Source organism: Burkholderia sp. AU17457 (genome assembly GCF_002223255.1).
Classification (GTDB): Bacteria; Pseudomonadota; Gammaproteobacteria; order Burkholderiales; family Burkholderiaceae; genus Burkholderia; species Burkholderia sola.
The window spans coordinates 336805-353302 of the sequence record NZ_NKFB01000005.1; the positions used below are offsets into that span (position 1 = coordinate 336805).

The 16498-nt window shown below is 66.9% G+C and carries 16 protein-coding genes; 8 read left to right on the forward strand and 8 right to left on the reverse strand.

Going from position 1 to position 16498, the window contains the following annotated elements; all coding sequences use genetic code 11:
* Positions 1 to 93 precede the first annotated feature (93 nt).
* The 3 genes from argG to CFB49_RS18775 form a co-directional block, all read right to left on the reverse strand.
* Positions 94 to 1431, reverse strand: coding sequence for an argininosuccinate synthase (gene argG / locus CFB49_RS18765; protein ID WP_050018060.1), 1338 nt, complete (start codon positions 1429 to 1431; stop codon positions 94 to 96).
* Between the two features lie 319 nt (positions 1432 to 1750).
* Positions 1751 to 2821 (reverse strand): FUSC family protein, encoded by a 1071-nt coding sequence (locus CFB49_RS18770; protein ID WP_089492016.1) that lies wholly within the window; start codon positions 2819 to 2821, stop codon positions 1751 to 1753.
* A 188-nt stretch (positions 2822 to 3009) separates the two neighbouring features.
* The gene (locus tag CFB49_RS18775) at positions 3010 to 4542 is read right to left on the reverse strand and encodes a GGDEF domain-containing protein (RefSeq protein WP_089492017.1); all 1533 of its coding nucleotides are present in this window, start codon (positions 4540 to 4542) and stop codon (positions 3010 to 3012) included.
* Between CFB49_RS18775 and CFB49_RS36380 the strand changes: the two genes are divergently transcribed.
* From CFB49_RS36380 to CFB49_RS18795, 5 genes are all read left to right on the forward strand, one after another.
* On the forward strand, positions 4481 to 4723 hold the full coding sequence (locus CFB49_RS36380; RefSeq protein ID WP_176730198.1) for a hypothetical protein: 243 nt from the start codon (positions 4481 to 4483) through the stop codon (positions 4721 to 4723). The two genes, CFB49_RS18775 and CFB49_RS36380, sit on opposite strands and share 62 nt — an antisense overlap.
* A gap of 404 nt (positions 4724 to 5127) precedes the next feature.
* Positions 5128 to 6663 (forward strand): amino acid permease, encoded by a 1536-nt coding sequence (locus CFB49_RS18780; RefSeq protein WP_089492018.1) that lies wholly within the window; start codon positions 5128 to 5130, stop codon positions 6661 to 6663.
* 264 nt (positions 6664 to 6927) lie between these two features.
* On the forward strand, positions 6928 to 7173 hold the full coding sequence (locus CFB49_RS18785) for a DUF3717 domain-containing protein (protein WP_069618634.1): 246 nt from the start codon (positions 6928 to 6930) through the stop codon (positions 7171 to 7173).
* A gap of 264 nt (positions 7174 to 7437) precedes the next feature.
* Entirely contained in the window at positions 7438 to 8355 is a 918-nt protein-coding gene (locus CFB49_RS18790) for a LysR family transcriptional regulator (RefSeq protein ID WP_069618633.1), read from the forward strand.
* Between the two features lie 109 nt (positions 8356 to 8464).
* Positions 8465 to 9262 carry an alpha/beta fold hydrolase gene (locus CFB49_RS18795; protein WP_089492019.1) on the forward strand — a complete coding sequence of 266 codons (798 nt, stop codon included), beginning with the start codon at positions 8465 to 8467 and terminating at the stop codon, positions 9260 to 9262.
* Between the two features lie 40 nt (positions 9263 to 9302).
* On the opposite strand, the gene CFB49_RS18800 is transcribed toward CFB49_RS18795, so the two are convergent.
* Together CFB49_RS18800 and CFB49_RS18805 are read right to left on the reverse strand one after the other, a co-directional pair.
* Positions 9303 to 9656, reverse strand: a complete 354-nt coding sequence (locus tag CFB49_RS18800; protein ID WP_006482519.1) for a hypothetical protein — start codon at positions 9654 to 9656, stop codon at positions 9303 to 9305.
* Between the two features lie 250 nt (positions 9657 to 9906).
* Positions 9907 to 10527, reverse strand: coding sequence for a TetR/AcrR family transcriptional regulator (locus tag CFB49_RS18805; protein ID WP_089492020.1), 621 nt, complete (start codon positions 10525 to 10527; stop codon positions 9907 to 9909).
* 94 nt (positions 10528 to 10621) lie between these two features.
* Between CFB49_RS18805 and CFB49_RS18810 the strand changes: the two genes are divergently transcribed.
* Positions 10622 to 11863 (forward strand): glycosyltransferase, encoded by a 1242-nt coding sequence (locus CFB49_RS18810; RefSeq protein ID WP_089492021.1) that lies wholly within the window; start codon positions 10622 to 10624, stop codon positions 11861 to 11863.
* A 15-nt stretch (positions 11864 to 11878) separates the two neighbouring features.
* Here the strand turns inward: CFB49_RS18810 and hutC are convergent, their stop codons facing one another.
* From hutC to CFB49_RS18825, 3 genes are all read right to left on the reverse strand, one after another.
* Positions 11879 to 12574: a histidine utilization repressor gene (gene hutC, locus CFB49_RS18815; RefSeq protein WP_069618629.1), complete on the reverse strand. Its 696-nt coding sequence runs from the start codon at positions 12572 to 12574 to the stop codon at positions 11879 to 11881.
* Between the two features lie 180 nt (positions 12575 to 12754).
* A complete protein-coding gene (locus CFB49_RS18820; RefSeq protein WP_089492022.1) occupies positions 12755 to 13882 on the reverse strand; it encodes a porin in 1128 nt (375 codons plus the stop codon).
* A gap of 131 nt (positions 13883 to 14013) precedes the next feature.
* Positions 14014 to 14328, reverse strand: coding sequence for a hypothetical protein (locus tag CFB49_RS18825; protein ID WP_089492023.1), 315 nt, complete (start codon positions 14326 to 14328; stop codon positions 14014 to 14016).
* A 749-nt stretch (positions 14329 to 15077) separates the two neighbouring features.
* On the opposite strand from CFB49_RS18825, the gene CFB49_RS18835 reads away from it, so the two are divergent.
* Both CFB49_RS18835 and CFB49_RS18840 read left to right on the forward strand, forming a co-directional pair.
* Positions 15078 to 15767: an ABC transporter permease gene (locus CFB49_RS18835; protein ID WP_089436087.1), complete on the forward strand. Its 690-nt coding sequence runs from the start codon at positions 15078 to 15080 to the stop codon at positions 15765 to 15767.
* On the forward strand, positions 15764 to 16477 hold the full coding sequence (locus CFB49_RS18840) for an ABC transporter permease (protein ID WP_089492024.1): 714 nt from the start codon (positions 15764 to 15766) through the stop codon (positions 16475 to 16477). Before CFB49_RS18835 ends, CFB49_RS18840 begins: the two co-directional genes overlap by 4 nt.
* The last annotated feature ends 21 nt before the right edge of the window (positions 16478 to 16498 follow it).

The following is a 16498-nucleotide window of genomic DNA, read 5'->3' on the forward strand; positions in this document are numbered from 1 at the left end:
ATCCGGCAGTGCTTGAAGAAAAAGCGGGAAGGGAAGGACTGCATGCAGCCGGGCGGTTGTCACGCCGCCCGGCCGCTCGCCACAGCGACTGGCTTACTTGTCGCTATCGCCCTTGATCTGCGGCAGCGCCGACGCTTCACCCGGCGTCAGCAGCCCGACTTGCGAATACACGCGCAGCTTGTCGCGCGTATCGGTGATGTCGAGATTGCGCATGGTCAGCTGGCCGATCCGGTCGCGCGGCGAGAACGTCGACGCCACCTTCTCCATCGACAGGCGTTCCGGCTGATACGTGAGGTTCGGCGACTTCGTGCTCAGGATCGAGTAGTCGTTGCCGCGGCGCAGTTCGATCTTCACTTCGCCGGTGATCGCGCGTGCGACCCAGCGTTGTGCCGTTTCGCGCAGCATGATCGCCTGCGGGTCGAACCAGCGGCCTTGATACAGCAGGCGGCCGAGGCGGCGACCGTTCTCGCGGTACTGCTCGATTGTGTCTTCGTTGTGGATGCCGGTGACGAGACGCTCGTACGCGATGTACAGCAGCGCGAGGCCCGGGGCTTCGTAGATGCCGCGGCTCTTTGCCTCGATGATCCGGTTCTCGATCTGGTCGCTCATGCCGAGGCCATGGCGGCCGCCGATGCGGTTCGCCTCCAGCAGCAGCTCGACCTGATCCTTGAACTCGACGCCGTTCAGCGCGACCGGCTGGCCGGCTTCGAAGCGCACCGTCACTTCTTCTGCGGCGATCTTCACGTCGTCGCGCCAGAACGCGACGCCCATGATCGGGTTCACGATCTTGATGCCGCTTTCGAGGCTTTCGAGGTCCTTCGCTTCGTGCGTCGCGCCGAGCAGGTTCGAATCGGTCGAATACGCCTTCTCGGCCGACATCTTGTACGCGAAGCCGGCCTGGTTCATGAATTCGGACATTTCGGCGCGGCCGCCGAGCTCGTCGATGAACGTCTGGTCGAGCCACGGCTTGTAGATCTTCAGATCCGGGTTCACGAGCAGGCCGTAGCGGTAGAAGCGCTCGATGTCGTTGCCCTTGTACGTGCTGCCGTCGCCCCAGATGTTGACGCCGTCTTCCTTCATCGCGGCGACGAGCATCGTGCCCGTCACGGCGCGGCCGATCGGCGTCGTGTTGAAGTACGTGACGCCGGCGGTCGTGATGTGGAACGCGCCGCTTTGCAGCGCCGCGATGCCTTCGGCGACGAGCTGCGCGCGGCAGTCGATCAGGCGGGCGCCGGCTGCGCCGTATTCGATCGCGCGTTTCGGGATCGCGTCGTAATCGTCTTCGTCGGGCTGGCCGAGGTTCGCCGTGTATGCGTACGGGACGGCGCCCTTCAGTTTCATCCAGTGCAGCGCGGCGCTGGTGTCCAGGCCGCCGGAGAAGGCGATACCGACCTTCTGGCCGGTCGGGAGGCTTTCGAGAATCGTGCTCATAGGAATTACCGTGGATTGAAGCCGGTGGGATCGTATTTCGCGGAATATGCGAGTATCGGCTGTCCGCGAAGTTGGGGCAAGGGCTGATTTTGGTGCGGAACCGTCGTCGCGCCTGTCGCGGCGGGCCTGACGGGCGGTTAACCGGCTGGAGAACACCGGGCTGGACGGTGTTGCATCGCCGCCGAAACGTGCGCTGAAGGGCTGGGCCGCCGCCGAGTTTCCGGGGCCGGATCGGCGGTCAACCCGGCGTTCCCCGTCGCCAGCGCATCGCCTCGTTGCACAGAAAGGCATATGAAAGCATGGTGCGTGAAATCGGAACTCAGATATTCCACGACCGCGCGGTATCGAGCAGCCGCTCGCGCAACTGGTCGACTTCGCCGGCCAGCTTGGCCGTGATCGATACGTAGCCGGACAACTGCGGCGGCGGCGCGTCGTGCGGCGGCTCGGCCGGCCGGCGGCGAGCCGCGAGCCGGCTCGGCGTGCCGAACTTGAGCGCGCGGCTCGCGCCGACCAGCGTGTCGCGGATGCGCCGGTTCACGCCCTTCATCTCGACACGCACGTATTCGCGGGCCGCCACGTCGTCGGAGGCCGGCAGCGCGCTCGACAGGATCTCCAGATACCCGATGCACAGGCGCAGGCTGCGCTGGATCGCCTCGAGCTGCGCCATCGACGTCTCGCATTCCTTCGACACCGACGGCATCAGCGAGCGCAACTGCACGAGCAGCGCGCTCAGCGCGGCCATTTCCTTCAGGTGCGCGTCGTCGCTCACGTGGCGGTCGCCCGCGAGCCGCGCATGCACGGCCGCGCACGCGCGCAGCGCGTCGGCGAGCTTGTAGCGCCATGAATAGGTCGCGTAGAGCGGCAGCGCGAACGAGAACGCCAGCGCGATCGCGATGCCGACCAGCACGTTCACCGCGCGCCACAGGCCGTCGACGATCTCGTTGTCGCCGTGTCCGGCGACGATCACCATCGTGATCGCCGACAGCAGCGCGATGTAGCCGGCCTTGCCGATCGCGTGATACGCGCAGACGCCGCACCCGACGGCCATCAGCAGGTAGATCGCGAACGGCGCATGCAGGAACGAGTAGAGGAGGATCAGCCCGAGGCCCGCCAGCGCGCCGATCGACGTGCCCAGCGCGCGTTCGGCCGCCTTCTTGCGGATGTTGCCGTGATGCTGCAGCCCGCCGACGACGATCAGCACGGTGATCGTCGACCATTCGCCATGCGGCACGTTCAGCCCGGTGGACAGCGCGATCGACACGAGAATCGCGAGGGCGACGCGCGCCGCGTGGATCAGCTTCGCGTGCCGGTAGCGGCGGTACGGGTCGAGCAGCGGGCGGAGCGCGTGGCGCACGAGCGGTGGCAGTCGGGTCGGGAGCGGGGAGGTCATGACGGAGCGGGAGTGGCGGGAACGCGCACGGCGGCGTGCGCGGGCCGGCGCCGCGCCGCATGCGCAGCTGACGTAACGCTAGCCGAACGCGCGCGGGCTGTCCACGGCGAGGCCGCCGGGCCGTGGCCGGGCGGCAGGCGGCCGCATCCGATCACGCGGCCCGCCGGATCGCATCGCCTTAGCGTGCTTCAAGCGTCGGCCGCGCTCGATTGCGCGTCCAGCACGCGGTTGCGGCCGCCGGATTTCGCGCGGTACAGCGCTTCGTCGGCACGCCGCAGCAGCGTCGCGGCGTTCATCCGGCCGTCGGCGGCGGTGGCCGTGCCGATGCTGGCCGTGACGCACCCGTACGGGCTCTTCACGTGTTCGATGTCGAGTTCCGCGATCGCGCGCCGGATGCCTTCGGCGACGGTTGCCGCGCCCGGCGCGTCGGTGTCGGGCAGCGTGACGACGAATTCCTCGCCGCCGTAGCGCGCGACGTGATCGCTGTCGCGGCGCAGGCTGCGCGTCAGCGATTGTGCGACCTGGCGCAGCACGTCGTCGCCGGCCGGGTGGCCGTAGTAGTCGTTGAACGCCTTGAAGTGGTCGACGTCGACGAACAGCACGGACAACGGGCGGCCGCTGCGCGATGCGCGCTGGGCCTCCTTCGCGAGCACCGTGTCGAACGTGCCGCGGTTGTCGAGGCCCGTCAGCGAATCGGTGTGCGCGAGCCGGTACAGCTTCGATTCGGCATCCTGCCGGCGCTTCAGCTCGCGCGACAGCGCGAGCGAGCCCCACGCGATGAACGCCGTGAACAGGCTCATCAGCACGACGGCCCAGATCGCGCGGTGGCGCCACGCCGCGTAGACGTCGATCTCGGCGGGCGCGACGTCGACGATCAGCGGCAGCCCGGCGAGATGCTTGTAAACATAGATGCGCCGCACGCCGTCGATGGCGCCGACACCGGTCAGCTCGCCGGCGCGGCCGCGCTGCGCGTCGATGAACAACGGCGAGTCGTGCAGGTCGAGACCGACCACCCGCGTGTCGTAAGGCAGGCGCGACACGAGCGTGCCGTTGTCCTCGACGATCGCCGCGCTGCCGTGCCGGCCGACCGCGAGGCCGTCGAGCAGCGCGCGGAAGTAGTCGATGCTGAGCGTGCCGACGACGATCCCGCCGAACGTGCCGTCGGGCCGGTTGATCCGGCGGCTCAGCGCGATCGTCAGCGCGCCGCCGCGCAGCCGCGACGCGTACGGCCGGCTGATGTAGAGGCCGGGGGCGAGCCGGTCGCGATGCACGGCGAAATAGTCGCGGTCGGCGAAATTGCCTTCCCGCGCGGGCGACGCGCTCGAATCGATCGCGATATTGCCGTGCGCATCCATCACGAAAATCGAGCCGAGATAGGCGCCAGTGGCCGCGCGGTCGAACAGCAGTCGGTGGCGCTGGCGCGGCGGCAAGGTCATCAGTTCCGGATCGGCCATGCCGTCGACGACGTTTTGCAGCGACAAATCGTAGAGTTCGATATTGCGCGCGATATCGCGTTCGATCAGCAGCATCAGGTTGCGCGCGTTTTCTACCGCATGGCCATATGCGTCGCGCCGCGCCTCGATTAATAGCGACGTGGAAAGTCCCCAACTGAACATCAGCAGGACGATGCCCGCCACGAGTACGCCGCGGGGCGACAGAATGCGTGCCACGATCGACGCGGTATGGCGGCGCAGCGTGGCGGGCAGCGGGAATGACTTCATCCTCGGGGGCAGCGGGCGGCGGCTACTCGCGTCGTTGGCGGTTCCGCGCGCGGATTATTTCGAATTAAGCGTCATTATCCCGCGAAATCCTGAAATTCGCGTGCACATGCAAAACATGCATGTGAACGGCGTCATTCGCAGCGGTGACGCATCATTACCGCATTGCACGCGGGAAACTTGATTTGAATCAATTGACAGTAGTGTCGGTCTTTTTGTCTGATTAATCGTGTAATCATCAGTCGATTTTGCCTATTGCCGCGGCATTTGGCGGATCGGGACAGGATTACAGGGTCTCGAAGGAATCGAAAATCGAATGACCCGATCGTCGTCGTGGTTTTGCAAGGGTGCGGGGAAATGGCGACGGCTGGCGCGGCCAACCCGTTGATTTCGCGAAATCCCGGCGTGGCGGCAGGCGGCGCGACCTCGGCTGCCCCTATCGAATCAGGTAGAATCCGCGCTTCGCCGCAGGCGCCCGCCGCGCAACGCGTATCGGGGCCGCATCGAATGCATCGCAGGACGCGCACCGCGCTCCGATTCCGCATGCGCCGGCTACGGATGCCGGCTCGCTCAACGTTCGTCTCGTTTATGTCCGCCATTCCGAATTCCGACCCACCCGGTTCGCCCGCGAACCCACCCAAGCTTCATCGCGCGCTGAAGGCGCGCCACCTGACGATGATCGCCATCGGCGGCTCGATCGGCACGGGCCTGTTCGTCGCGTCCGGCGCATCCATCTCGCAGGCCGGCCCCGGCGGCGCGATGGTCGCGTACATGCTGATCGGCCTGATGGTTTACTTCCTGATGACGAGCCTCGGCGAGATGGCCGCGTTCATGCCGGTGTCCGGCTCGTTCGCGACCTACGGCGCGAAATACGTCGACGAAGGCTTCGGCTTCGCGCTCGGCTGGAACTACTGGTACAACTGGGCGGTGACGATCGCGGTGGAGCTCGTCGCCGCGCAGCTCGTGATGCATTACTGGTTTCCGGACGTGCCGGGCGTGTGGTGGAGCGCGGCGTTCCTCGCCGTGATGTTCCTGCTCAATGCGCTCACCGTGCGCGGCTTCGGCGAAGCCGAATACTGGTTCGCGCTGATCAAGGTCGTCACGGTGGTCGCGTTCATCGGCGTTGGCCTGCTGATGATCTTCGGCATTCTCAAGGGTGCGCCGGCGAACGGCTGGGGCAACCTGACGATCGGCGACGCGCCGTTCGCGGGCGGCCTGCCGGCGCTGATGGGCGTCGCGATGATCGCGGGCTTCTCGTTCCAGGGCACCGAGCTGATCGGCGTCGCGGCCGGCGAATCGGAGCATCCGCGCACGACGATCCCGCGCGCCGTGCGCCAGGTGTTCTGGCGGATCCTGCTGTTCTACGTGTTCGCGATTTTCGTGATCGGCGTGCTGATTCCGTATACCGACCCGAACCTGCTGAAGACGGACGTGACCGACATCGGCGTGAGCCCGTTCACGCTCGTGTTCTGCCACGCGGGCCTCGCGTTCGCGGCCGGCGTGATGAACGCGGTGATCCTGACGGCCGTGCTGTCGGCCGGCAACTCGGGCATGTATGCATCCACGCGGATGCTCTACAACCTCGCCACCGAAGGCCGCGCGCCGAAGGTGTTCGCGAAGCTGTCGCCGGGCGGCGTGCCGCGCAACGCGCTGTACGCGACCACCGCCGTCGGCGCGCTGTGCTTCTTCACGTCGCTGTACGGCGACAAGACCGTGTACCTGTGGCTGCTGAACACGTCGGGGATGACGGGCTTCATCGCGTGGCTCGGCATCGCGGTCAGCCACTACCGGTTCCGCAAGGGGTACGTGAAGCAGGGTTATTCGCTCGACCAGTTGCCGTATCAGTCGAAGTGGTTCCCGTTCGGCCCGCTGTTCGCGTTCGTGCTGTGCCTCGTGATCGCGCTCGGCCAGGATTACCAGGCGTTCCTCGCGAACCGGATCGACTGGGCCGGCGTGACCGCGACCTATGTCGGCATTCCGCTGTTCGTGGTCGTGTGGCTCGGTTTCCGGCTCCTGAAGAAGAGCCGGTTCGTGCGCTACGAGGACATGGAGATCGCGCCGTGGATCGCCGCGAATCGCGGCGCGCAGCGGCAGCCGGTGGCGAACCGCGAAACCGTGGGCTGACGCCGGCGCCGCACGCAGCCGCGTGACGGACGACGAAACGGGAAGCCGCGCGCTTCCCGTTTTTTTTGCCCGGCTTTTGCCTGCGCGGGGTCAAAGCCGGTTATATTGCCCGACCCTACCGGGCCGCGGCCCGGCCGGCGCGACAGGCGCGGCGCGGATCGGCATCCGGCGCGCGCGGCGCGCGGCGGCCGGCGACACGCCCGGCGTTTTCATCGCTCCACCCGGGCCGGCATGGCCCGCGGAGCGCGCAACCCAGAGGAATTCATGAGCGCATCACCCGCCGAGCGGAAGGCCGGACCCGTTTCCATCGTGCGAATCGAAGCCGCGATCAACGCGTGGCGCGAAGTGTACCCGCCGGCGCCGAACGGCGAGGACGGCTACGCGCTCGACGCCGGCAGCAACTGCCTGGCCGAGCTGTACGGCACGATGATCTGCTATCAGTTGCCCGACGTGCCGCTCGACTCGCTGAGCCACGAGCAGCGCGACGCGCTGTATGCGACCGAGGTGTGATGCGGTCGGCACGATGCCGCGGCGCGGCGTCGGTGAACGAACGGGAAGCCTCGCGGCTTCCCGTTTTGCTTTGCGCGGCCCCGGACGTCGCCGCGAGCACCACGCTGCTCGAGCCGGGATCGGCGCCGGCTGAGGTATCGTGACGGGAGCGGGCAGCAGGCGATCGAGAAGGCCGGTACGGATAGCCGACGAGGGCGACCGTTGCGGGCGCTGTCCGCGCGGTGCCGGATGAGCGTCCGTTGCCTGTCCCGGGAGGATTCGAACATGGAGTTGAGACACCTCCGCTACTTCGTCGCGGTAGCCGAAGAGCGGAATTTCACGCGGGCGGCGGAACGGCTGCATATCGCGCAGCCGCCGCTGAGCCGGCAGATCCAGCAGCTCGAGGACGCGCTCGGCGTGCCGCTGTTCGAGCGCACCGCGCGGCCGCTGAAGCTGACCGATGCCGGGCGCTTCTTCTATTCGCACGCGGTGCAGTTGCTCGCGCAGACCACGGAGCTCGAATCGATGACGAAGCGGGTCGGCAAGATCGAGCGCAGCATGTCGGTCGGTTTCGTCGGCTCGACGCTGTACGGGATGCTGCCGAAGATCATCCGGCGCTTTCGCAGCGAATATCCGGCCGTCGAGCTGAGCCTGCACGAGATGTCGACGATGGACCAGATCAAGGCGCTGAAGGAAGGGCGCATCGACGTCGGGTTCGGGCGCATCCGCCACGAGGATCCGAGCGTGCGCCGCGTCGTGCTGCGCGAGGAGCGGATGATCGTCGCGCTGCCGGTCGGCCACGTGCTCGACAGCGCGAAGCCCGTGCTGTCGCTGCACGATCTCGTGAACGACACGCTGATCATCTTTCCGAAGGCGCCGCGCCCGAGCTACGCGGACCAGGTGCTCGCGGCCTTCCACGATCGCGCGCTGCAACCGCGGAGGATCTACGAGACGCGCGAACTGCAGATCGCGCTCGGCCTCGTCGCGATGGGCGAGGGCGTGTCCGTCGTGCCGCACAGCGTGTACGGGCTCAAGCGCGACGACATCAGCTACAAGCCGCTCGACGATCCGAACCTCGTGTCGCCGATCATCATGAGCATGCGGATGCTCGACGAATCGGAGGACATTCGCGCGATGCAGGCGCTGATCTACCGGCTGTACGACGAAGCGCAGATGGAGTACCTGCCGCCGCAGCCCGAATGAGCGCGTGGGCGATAGGGGCTTGCTTGACGCTGCGCGCGCCGGCAGGCCACCATGTCCCGATTCGACGCGGCCGCCGACCGGCGGCCGCTTTCAAGCAGACGACCGACACATGACCGATATCGTGACCGAGGAGACGACCGTCGGGACGCCGCAAGGGCGTCTCTTTGCGAAACGCTGGCGTGCGGGGCCGGCGCGGCACGCGGCCGCGCCGATCGTGCTGCTGCACGATTCGCTCGGCTGCGTCGATCTGTGGCGCGACTTTCCCGCGCAACTCGCACGCGCGACGCAACGCGACGTGATCGCCTACGACCGTCTCGGTTTCGGCCGTTCGGATCGTCATCCGGCAGCGCTTGGCACGACGTTCGTGCGCGACGAGGCCGATCACGCGTTCGTCGCGGTGCTGGAGCAGCTCGGCGTCGATGCGTTCGTCGCGTTCGGGCACAGCGTCGGCGGCGGGATGGCGGTCGGCTGTGCGGCCGCGCATCCGGCGCGTTGCCGGGCCCTCGTGACGGTCGCCGCGCAGGCGTTCGTCGAGGATCGCACGCTGGCCGGCATTCGCGACGCGGGGCGACAGTTCGACGAGCCGGGGCAGCTCGACCGGCTCGCGCGCTATCACGGCGACAAGGCCGAATGGGTGCTGCGCGCGTGGGTCGACACGTGGCTGTCGCCGGCGTTTCGCGACTGGAGTCTCGACGACGACCTGCCGCGCGTGCAGTGCGCGACGCTCGCGATTCACGGCGAAGACGACGAATACGGCTCGGACGTGCATCCGAAGCGGATCGCCGCGCGCGTCGCGGGGCCGTCGTCGTTCCTGTTGCTCGCTCGCTGCGGACACATGCCGCATCGCGAGCGAACGGACGACGTGCTGGCCGCCGTCGCGGCGTGGGTGCGCGACGCGCGCGCCTGAGCGCGCTTGCCGTCGCCAGCGGGCGGACGCCCGCCGGCCATCAGAACGAAAGCTGGATCGCGAGATCGATCGCCAGCAATACGATCGAGAGACCGATGCCGAGAATCACGTTCGGCAACCGGTGTTCGAAATCGCGGTGATCCTTGCGCATCGCGGCGCCGAGCAGGAAGATCGCCTCGACGACGATCTGCAGCCCGACGAACAGCAGCATCAGCAGATACTCGTAGCCCATCTGCTTGAACGCGACGAATTGCATCCCGTGATCGCGGATCCACTGGCCGACGCGCAGCAGTTCGTAGACGAACAGCAACGCAGGGAACAGGTAACTGATGAAGTAGGTCGGCGCGGTGGCGTGCCGTAGTTCGAGGTGGAAGTGCTGATGCGTGGTAGCCATCACAACCCTCCTTGCAACGCGTGATTGCGGTCGCGACGGCGGCGCGTGTCGCGTGCAAACGACGGGATTGCCCGATGCACAGTGCGCAGCCGTACCGCATCAGCATACTGCTGCACGGGAAATTTGGCATGCGAAGCGTGCGTTCGTTGTAACAATGTGTATGCGGCGTGCGACGCGTTGGCTGCGTCCCGCTGCCCGTGGCGCTGCGTTGCCCGGTTACGCGACGCTCTTCCGGGCGCTGGTGCACGCGTCACCGTTTCGCTTCGGCGCCTTCGATAAACAGCTTCGCAATCGACTGAAACTCCCGTTTCAGCGACAGCCCCGGCACGGTCAGCCAGCGCAGCATCGCCGCGAGATACAGGTGATGGAACCAGGTCGCGAGCTGATCGGCCCGCAGCGTGCCGTTCAGTTCACCGGCCTGCTGGCCGGCTGCGATCAGTTGCTGCCATACCAGTGCGATGTCGCTGCCGTTCTCTCCCGCACGCTCCGGTTCGGCTGCGCCGATACTCAGGAAGCGGTGCCGCAGGTACGCGAGCAGATACACCGGATGTTGTTCGCACCACGCGGCCGACGCGTCGAGCACGCAGCCGATCCGCGATGCAAAGGTCTTGCGCCGCGCGACGTCCTGCTGCAGATGCGCGAGATCGCGCGCGAGTTCGCCTTCGAGCCAGTGCGCGAGCACGGCTTCCTTCGTCGGAAAGTGGTTGTACAGCGTGCGTTTCGCGACATCGGCCTGCGCGGCGATCTGCTCCATCGTGACGGCATCGTAGCCGTGCGCATCGAACAGGCGCGCGCCGGTCGCGGCAAGATGCGCGAGCATCTGGATGCGTTTGCGCGCGCGGCGGCCCGGATCGTCGGTCGGAATCGTCATGGCAGGGGATTGACTGAAAGTGTGCGGATTGCATTAGTATACGACGTGCACTTTTTTGAATCCAACCTTTTCCGCCGTGCACGAGGAGTCCTGCATGAAACTCGTCATCGCCACCTACGGCACCGAAGGCGACACGCGCCCGCTCGCGGCGCTCGGCCGCGCGCTGATCGATGCCGGCCACGACGTTCGCTTGCTCGCCGACGCGGCGACGCTCGGGGCGGCCGCCGCGCTCGGCGTGCCGTCGGCACCGCTGTCCGGCGATATCCGCCGCGCGATCGCGCCGGAAGGCGTGCTGGCCGATGCGGTGCGCGGGCGCGGCGGCTTCACCGATACGTCGAAGGCGCTCGCGGCGATCGCGAACGCGAACACGGCCGCGTGGATGCGTGAAGTGGCGGACGCGTCGGCCGACTGCGACGCGCTGCTCGTGTCGGGGCTCGCGTCGTTCGTCGGGTTGTCGGTCGCCGAATATCGCCGCATACCGGCGATCGGCACGGGCATGATCCCGATCACGCCCACTGCGGAATTCGCGTCGCCGTTCCTGCCGCCGGGCAAGTGGCCGTGCGGGCTGAATCGCGCGAGCCATCGGCTCGTGAATGCGCTGCTGTGGCAGGCGTTCAGGAAGTCGACCAACGCCGCGCGCGCCAGCGTATGCGGGTTGCCGCCACGCAAGCGCGTGTGGACCGATCATCCGATGCTGTATGGCGTGTCGCCCGCGCTGCTGTCCGGCCCGGCCGACTGGCCGGCGAACGCGCAGGCCTGTGGCCAGTGGCGGATCGATGCGCGTGCGTGGGCGCCGCCGGCCGAACTCTCGGCGTTTCTCGACGCGGGCGAGCCGCCCGTGTACGTCGGTTTCGGCAGCATGGCCGGCTTCGATCGCGCGGCGATGGCCGCGGCGCTGACGCACGCGCTGGCCGGCCGGCGCGCACTGTTTTATCCGGGCTGGAGCGGCATCGACGCGTCGCTGCTGCCGGCGCACGTTCGCGTGATCGGCGATACGCCGCACGACTGGCTGTTCCCGCGCGTCGCGATGGCGGTTCATCACGGCGGCTCGGGCACCACGCATTCGGCCGCGCGGGCCGGTATTCCGTCGGTGGTCGTGCCGTTCGCGGGCGATCAGTTCTTCTGGGCGAACCGGCTGCAACGGCTCGGTGTCGCGGATGCGCCGGTGCCGGGCCGGCGCATGGAGGCTGCCGCGCTGGCGCGAGCCATCGCGTTTGCCGAACGGAGTGAGACGAAGGCGCGTGCGACGGAACTCGGTGCGCGTCTCGCGCAAGAAGCAGGCTTGGAGCGGGCCGTCAGTGCGATCGAACGATGGGCGCAACCGCGCGCGAGGTGAGCCCGCGCATCGGCATCAGAAATGCCCGGTGAACCGATAGCGGCTGCCCGGGTGCCACAGATTGGCGACCGATGCGACGAGCCCCTGCGACCACGTGCGCCGATGCAGCAGCAGGCACGGCTCGCGGTCGTCCATCGTCAGGTGGCGGCGCGTGTCGGCGTCGGGCATCGCGGCCTCGATCCGGTATTCGACGCGCTGCAGCGGCGCGACGCGCGTCAGGTACTGGTTCGGTGTCGTCGTCGTGAAGTCCTGTAGCGCGTATTCGGGCGCGCAGGCCGGATTGACCCAGCGTTCCTCGAGTTGCACGGGCGTGTCGTTTTCGAAGTGCAGCACGCGCGAATGGAAGATCGGGCTGCCGGTGTCGAGCTGCAGTTCGTCGGCGAGCTTCGCATCGGCGACGGCCGCGCCGACCAGCAGTACCTGCGCGCGATAGCCGTGGCCGCGCGCGGCGACTTCGTCGGAGATGCTGCGGATCGCGACGAGCGTCGATTCGTATTTCGGCGACGCGACATAGGTGCCGGAGCCGCGCGTGCGCGTGAGCACCTGTTCGGCCGTCAGCTCGCGCAGCGCGCGGTTGACGGTCATCCGCGCGACGTTGAATTCGCGCGCGAGCTCGTTCTCCGACGGCACCTGGTCGCCTTCCGCCCATTCGCCGGCATGAATGCGCGCGAGGATGAAGTCCTTGATTTCCTGATAGATCGGTGTGGTCATGGGATCACGATTCAGAGTCGGCAGCGGGCCGCCGCCGAATGCCGATCCGGCGCGCGCCCGGCGCCGAGTGTACCGGTTTCGCGGGCGTGCCGGCCCGGATTCCCCGAATGATCCCTGTTCGGCCGGCGCGCGTCCATGCGGGATTGCACAGAGCGGCCGGCCTTCGACGGCCGCGCGCGGTCAGAAGCGATGCCGGATGCCGACCGTTGCGACCACCTGCGTGCCGGTCGACGAAGCCGCGAGCCCCGTGACGTTCGCGAACCCGAGCGTCGCGCCCGACGACACGCCGAACTGGTGCTGGTACACGGTTTCCGCATACACGTCGGTGCGCTTGCTCAGCGCGTAGTCGGCCATCAGCGTCACCTGGTGCCACTTCGGCCGGTGGCTGCCGGTCGCTTCGTCGTAGCGGCCGTCGGTGAACGTATAGGCGCCCGCGAACGAGACGGCCGGCGTCAGCGCATAGCGTGCGTTGACTTCGTAGTTGTCGAAGCGCAACGCGTTCAGCGCGCCGGGCAGCGACGACGCGGCCGTCTCGTCGAACATCGTATGCGTCCACAATGCGCCGATCGTCAGACGGTCGAACGCGTAGCTGCCGCCGGCGCCCATCACGCGCTGCCGGACGGCCGGGAAGTTCGGCGCGTCGTTCGTCGACAGTGCGCCGCCGGCCGTCAGGCCGCCGCGGTTCAGTTGCAGGTACGCGGCGCCGACGCTGACCGGCCCGTTCGCAAACGACACACCCGCGCTGTATGCGCGGTTGTTCGCGAAGCCGCCGGCCGCGTTGCCGAACCCGTACAGGCCGCCGAACTGCCAGCCGGCGAGCGTGGGGCTCGTGTATTTCACCGCGTTGTCGATGTAGAACGAATCGTCGAGGTTGTCGTTGTCGAACGGATGCGACGCGAGGTTGTTGCCGTCGCCGTTGTTCGCCATCGCGAGCGGGCCGAGATAGTCGACCACGGCGTCGTACTGGCGGCCGAGCGTCAGCGTGCCGTACTGGTCGCTCTGCAGGCCGACGTACGCACGGCGGCCGAACATCGTGTTTCGATAGGACTGCGTGCCGTTGTTCAGGTTGAAGCCGCTTTCGAGCCGGAACAGCGCATGCAGGTCGCCGCCGAGATCCTCGTTGCCGTTCAGCCCGAAGACCGTATTCGACAGCAGCCCGCTGCCTTGCTGCCACGCACTCTTGCCCGACTGGTTGTTCGTATAGGCGATACCGGCATCCAGCATTCCGTAGAGCGTGACGCTGCTTTGCGCATGCGCGGCGGCGCCGATGAAGGCGAGCGAGAGGGTACCGACGACTGCTTTTTTCATTGCGTATGTTTCCTGGAAAGGCCCGTTGCGACGGGAACGGCGATCCGTCACGCGCGCCCGTGCGGACACGCGTGTGCGAATCGATGAAAGGGGAGCGCGTGACGCGTGTCACGCGTGGCGGTGGACGCCGGCTAATGCAGGAGCAGGCGGATCGTGCCGAACTCGGCGGCCGGCAGCACGCGCAGGATCGACAGGATCGCGGGCGACGCCTGCGACCGCGCGACTTCGAGTTCGATGCATGCGCACCCGGTGCGGCTGTCGATCGCGGCCGTGTAGCAGTTGAGCGCGGCGCCGACGGCCTGATGCAACTGGCGCCGCACGAGCGCGAGGTTGTCCGATTCGACGCGGATCGACAGCAGCACGAGTGCGTCCGTGGGAGAGCGGCGCCGCGAACGATCGGGCGGCAGCGTGCGTGAAGCAGCGGAATCGGTTCTGGTCGGTTTCATGTGCTCATCCCCGGTCGCAGCGGGCTCCGCACCGCGGAGATCTCGTCCTGGACATGGCCCCCATTCTAGAAATCGCCGTGGCGAGACGGTGTATAGACTCGCCGCGCGCCTGCAAAGGATGCGTAAACGTGCCGGGCCGTGCTGGCCAAGAGCGGAAGGCATGACGAGCGCGGTGGTGGGTCTGTCGTTGGATGACTCGGCCGACGAAGTCTAGACAGCTGCCGCGCACTGTCCGGCCACCTCCATACGCGGCGAGAAAGCTGTCATTCAGCCTTGCGTAATCAGTAGTTAATTGAAAATCAAGGAAAATAAGGCTCGCTGATCCTAATCCGCCGACAATTAGAGATAAACACGGATTGCTGGCCTCCACCCTGAAAAGGCAAAGTTGTATGTACAACTTGGGGCATCGCCTGAACGAGCGATTTCCCGGTTGGAGGGTTCACGGCGCGCAGTCCGGCTGGAACCCGTCCCGGTTCGCCTCTGACAGGAACGCCATGAAGAAACTCGCGCTCAGTATTGCCCTCGCCTGCCTCGCGGTCGGCGCCCATGCCAAGGATGGGCCGACGATCCGCTTCGACGTCTACGGCGGCTGACCGCCCGTGCGCCGCGCATCGATCGCGGCGCGCGCCGCGTCCCTCGCGCGACGCGTCCGGCTTGATGAGCGGACGGCATCAGGTAGTGCGCAGAACTCGTTTGATGCGCGCTTAATGGCTATTGACAATCCAGCCACATCGTTCTGGATCCCTAATATGATCTTCCAAGGATTTGGCCCGCTTCTGTGGGCCGGCACGGTCGAGACCGTGAAGCTCGCGGTGCTGTCGCTCGCCGCGTCGCTGATACTGGGCCTCGCGGGTGCGGCCGCGAAACTGTCGGCCAACCGCGCGCTCAAGTCGGTCGGCACGTTCTATACGACGCTGATCCGCGCGGTGCCCGACCTCGTGCTGATGCTGCTGCTGTTCTACGGGATCCAGATCCTGCTGAACGACGTGACCGACCTGCTCGGCTGGGACCAGATCGACATCGACCCGTTCGTGGCCGGCGTCGTGACGCTCGGCTTCATCTACGGCGCGTACTTCACCGAGACGTTCCGCGGTGCGTTCCTCGCGGTGCCGCGCGGCCAGCTCGAAGCGGGCTTCGCATACGGGATGAGCGGCTGGCGCGTGTTTTACCGCATCCTGTTCCCGCAGATGATGCGCTTCGCGTTGCCGGGCATCGGCAACAACTGGCAGGTGCTCGTGAAAGCCACCGCACTCGTGTCGATCATCGGCCTCGCCGACGTCGTGAAGGCGTCGCAGGACGCGGGCAAGAGCACGCTCGATTTCTTCTTTTTCACGCTCGCGGCGGGCGCGATCTACCTCGCGATCACGACGGTGTCCAACGTCGTGCTGCACCACCTCGAGAAACGTTATTCCGTCGGTGTCCGGAGGCTCGCACTGTGATCGAACTCGTCGGCCAGTACTGGCAAAGCTATCTCTATTCCGACGGCTACCGCTTCAGCGGCCTCGCGATCACGCTGTGGCTGCTGGTCGTGTCCATCGCGCTCGGCTTCGCGCTCGCCGTGCCGCTCGCGATCGCGCGTGCGTCGTCGAACCGCTGGATCTCCGGCCCCGTGTGGCTCTATACGTACGTGTTCCGCGGCACGCCGCTCTACGTGCAGCTGCTGATGTGCTACACGGGCATCTACAGCCTGCAGGTCGTGCACGACCACGTGCTGCTCGACACGTTTTTCCGCAACGCGATGAACTGCACGCTGCTCGCGTTCGTGCTGAACGAATGCGCGTATGCGACCGAGATCTTCGCGGGTGCGATCAAGGCGACGCCGGCCGGCGAGATCGAGGCCGGCATGGCCTACGGGATGTCGCGCTTCAAGCTCTATACGCGCATCATCCTGCCGTCCGCGCTGCGCCGCTCGCTGCCGAGCTACAGCAACGAAGTGATCCTGATGCTGCATGCGACGACGCTCGCGTTCACCGCGACCGTCCCCGACATCCTGAAGGTCACGCGCGACGTCAATTCGGCGACGTACATGTCGTTCCAGGCGTACGGCATCGCGGCCGTGCTGTACGCGGTCGTCGTGTTCGCGCTCATCTGGGCGTTCCGCAAGCTCGAGACGCGCTGGCTCGCGTACCTCGCGCCGCGCAGCCATTAATGCATTCGCAAGATCCGCAAC

Excerpts from the sequence above, each read along its gene's own strand:
- CFB49_RS18820 (WP_089492022.1), bottom strand. The coding sequence starts at position 13,882 with ATGAAAAAAGCAGTCGTCGGTACCCTCTCGCTCGCCTTCATCGGCGCC.
- CFB49_RS18785 (WP_069618634.1), top strand. The coding sequence starts at position 6,928 with ATGAGCGCATCACCCGCCGAGCGGAAGGCCGGACCCGTTTCCATCGTG.
- CFB49_RS18770 (WP_089492016.1), bottom strand. The coding sequence starts at position 2,821 with ATGACCTCCCCGCTCCCGACCCGACTGCCACCGCTCGTGCGCCACGCG.
- CFB49_RS18775 (WP_089492017.1), bottom strand. The coding sequence starts at position 4,542 with ATGAAGTCATTCCCGCTGCCCGCCACGCTGCGCCGCCATACCGCGTCG.
- CFB49_RS18780 (WP_089492018.1), top strand. The coding sequence starts at position 5,128 with ATGTCCGCCATTCCGAATTCCGACCCACCCGGTTCGCCCGCGAACCCA.
- CFB49_RS18825 (WP_089492023.1), bottom strand. The coding sequence starts at position 14,328 with ATGAAACCGACCAGAACCGATTCCGCTGCTTCACGCACGCTGCCGCCC.
- argG (WP_050018060.1), bottom strand. The coding sequence starts at position 1,431 with ATGAGCACGATTCTCGAAAGCCTCCCGACCGGCCAGAAGGTCGGTATC.
- hutC (WP_069618629.1), bottom strand. The coding sequence starts at position 12,574 with ATGACCACACCGATCTATCAGGAAATCAAGGACTTCATCCTCGCGCGC.
- CFB49_RS36380 (WP_176730198.1), top strand. The coding sequence starts at position 4,481 with ATGCGTGCCACGATCGACGCGGTATGGCGGCGCAGCGTGGCGGGCAGC.
- CFB49_RS18805 (WP_089492020.1), bottom strand. The coding sequence starts at position 10,527 with ATGACGATTCCGACCGACGATCCGGGCCGCCGCGCGCGCAAACGCATC.
- CFB49_RS18835 (WP_089436087.1), top strand. The coding sequence starts at position 15,078 with ATGATCTTCCAAGGATTTGGCCCGCTTCTGTGGGCCGGCACGGTCGAG.
- CFB49_RS18790 (WP_069618633.1), top strand. The coding sequence starts at position 7,438 with ATGGAGTTGAGACACCTCCGCTACTTCGTCGCGGTAGCCGAAGAGCGG.
- CFB49_RS18810 (WP_089492021.1), top strand. The coding sequence starts at position 10,622 with ATGAAACTCGTCATCGCCACCTACGGCACCGAAGGCGACACGCGCCCG.
- CFB49_RS18800 (WP_006482519.1), bottom strand. The coding sequence starts at position 9,656 with ATGGCTACCACGCATCAGCACTTCCACCTCGAACTACGGCACGCCACC.
- CFB49_RS18795 (WP_089492019.1), top strand. The coding sequence starts at position 8,465 with ATGACCGATATCGTGACCGAGGAGACGACCGTCGGGACGCCGCAAGGG.